The sequence below is a fragment of the Cobetia sp. genome (genome assembly GCF_983723665.1).
In genome coordinates this window covers 1-2,191 of record NZ_CFDJES010000262.1, presented here as the reverse complement: position 1 = coordinate 2,191, position 2,191 = coordinate 1, and the positions used below count along the sequence as shown (strand labels likewise).

Genomic DNA, 2,191 nt, shown 5'->3' with positions numbered 1-2,191 from the left:
GATCACTCTACTGCTCGGTCTACACGGAGGTTCATGAGGCCAGCGTGAGGATATCCTCATACAAGGCTCTCGACAGCGTGACGCCCTGTTCTTGATGAACCTGGCGGGCCTTGAAGCGGCGCTCGGAGGAAAGACGCGCCCCCTGCTGCTTGACCAGCTCAAACAGCCTTTCGGAGCGCAACATGTGCTGCTGAGTGCTGCCGCCTGTCAGGCGCGCCGGATCCATCGCGATGATCAGCTCACCATGATACGGCAGACTGCCTTTGCCTTGATCATGCTCGCTGGACTCGATACTGAGCATGTCGCCGATCAGCGGCCCTGCAATCAACTCGATCATGATCGCCAGCGCAGAGCCCTTGTGGTCCCCGAAGGGCAACATCGCCCCATGATCCAGCACTTCGGCAGGGTTCTGTGACGGCGTACCCTCTCGATCGACTCCCCAGCCCAGCGGGATCTCATCTCCCTGACGACGATGCAGCTCGATATCGCCACGTGCGATGGCGCTGGTCGCGAAGTCGAACACGTAAGGGTTGCCATCCCCGCGCGGCCAGCCGAAGGCAATGGGGTTGGTGCCCAGCAGGGGCTGGCTGCCTCCATACGGCGCCATGTACGACTGGGTCGGGTTGCAGGCGATGGCTACCAGCCCTTCCCGCGTCAGCCGCTCGATCTCGACCCACAATGCGGTGCCATGCACGCAATGATTGATGGCCAGAATGGCAATCCCATTGGCTCTCGCCTTGCTGAGCAGCTCAGGCACGCCCTGCTGGAAGGCCAGCGACGAGAAGCCACCCTTGGCATCCACCTTGACGATGGAGGGCGCCGTATCCTCGACCACCGGCACGGCATTCGGCACCACACCACCATTGTTCAGTGTCGCGACGAACCCCATCAGGCGATAAAGCCCATGGGATCGACAGCCATCCATTTCCGCCGCCACCAGCGCGTCACTCATGGCATCGACATGTGGGTCACTGAAGCCATGATGGCTCAGTACCTTCTGACATAGCGACTTGAGCGCTGCGCGATCGAGATTGACGTCCATTCCTGCCTCTTCCTGTGTTGCATCACTCATGCGAACTCATTCCTTTCCAATAAGGTGTCCATCATTTCCATGACGGCCCGCTGATGGCATCAGGCAACCACAGCGCCAGCTCCGGGAAGGCCAGGATCAGCGCCAACACCACCAACTGCAGGCAGATGAAGGGCATCACCCCCTTGTACATATGCTTCAACGTCACTTCAGGCGGTGTAATGGCACGCAGATAGAAGATGGAGGGCGCCAACGGCGGTGTCAGATAGCTCGTCTGCATCACGATCAGGAAGGCCACGCAGAACCAGATCTCATCGAATCCGAGCAGACCGATGACCGGCATCGCCACGGGGATGACGATCAATACCACCGAGATCATGTCGAGCACGAAACCGGCCAGGAAAGCGATCAGCAGGATGGCGCCGAGAATCAGCCACGGACTCAAGCCGGTATCCAGCAGCAGTGACTGTACGGTGGCCATCCCGCCGGAGGCGAAGAAGACGCCCGCGAACATGTTGCCGCCAAGCACGATCAGCAGAATCATCGCGGTGATGTTGAGTGTACGTACCGCCGCGTTCCACAGGATGGACAGCGTGAGATTGCGATACCCCAGCGCCAGCAATACGGAGCCGAGCGCCCCACAGGCCGCCGCTTCCGTCGGCGTGGCGATGCCCATCAGAATCGTGCCCAGTACCACCAGGATCAGACTCATGGTCGGCAGCAATGCACTCAGGGTGATGGTGAGCAGCTTGCCCCACCCCGGATGTTGCTCATCTTCCTTGAGTCGCGGCGCAAGCGCAGGCTTCAGCGCACAGACCACGATGATGTAGACAAGGAACAGCAGCGCCATCAACAGTCCCGGAATCAACAGGCCACTGAAAAGTGACCCGACGGAGACACCCGCGACAGGCCCGAGAATGACCACGGTAATGGAAGGCGGGATCGCCGTGCCCAATGAGCCACTGGCGCAGATGGTGCCGGAGATCAGAGACTTGTCGTATTGGTGCTTGAGCATGACCGGCACTGCCAGCATGCCGATCACTGCCTCGGTCGCGCCCACCACGCCGCTGGCAGCCGCGAAGATGGTGCCCATGATGACCGCACCGACGCCCAGCCCGCCGGGCATCCGGCGCGTCCACAGATGGATGGCCCCGAACAGTC

2 protein-coding genes are annotated in these 2,191 nt (G+C 60.8%); both read right to left on the bottom strand.

What is annotated here, in order from left to right; genetic code table 11:
* Window positions 1-31: 31 nt before the first annotated feature.
* Window positions 32-1,072 carry an Ldh family oxidoreductase gene (locus AC4FAH_RS14660; protein ID WP_286987790.1) on the bottom strand — a complete coding sequence of 347 codons (1,041 nt, stop codon included), beginning with the start codon at window positions 1,070-1,072 and terminating at the stop codon, window positions 32-34.
* 31 nt (window positions 1,073-1,103) lie between these two features.
* On the bottom strand, window positions 1,104-2,191 hold a 1,088-nt coding region (locus tag AC4FAH_RS14655), incomplete at its 5' end, for a TRAP transporter large permease (protein ID WP_490246323.1).

Bases quoted from the DNA above. Each gene is read 5' to 3' on its own strand.
- AC4FAH_RS14660 (WP_286987790.1), bottom strand. From the start codon at position 1,072: ATGAGTGATGCAACACAGGAAGAGGCAGGAATGGACGTCAATCTCGAT.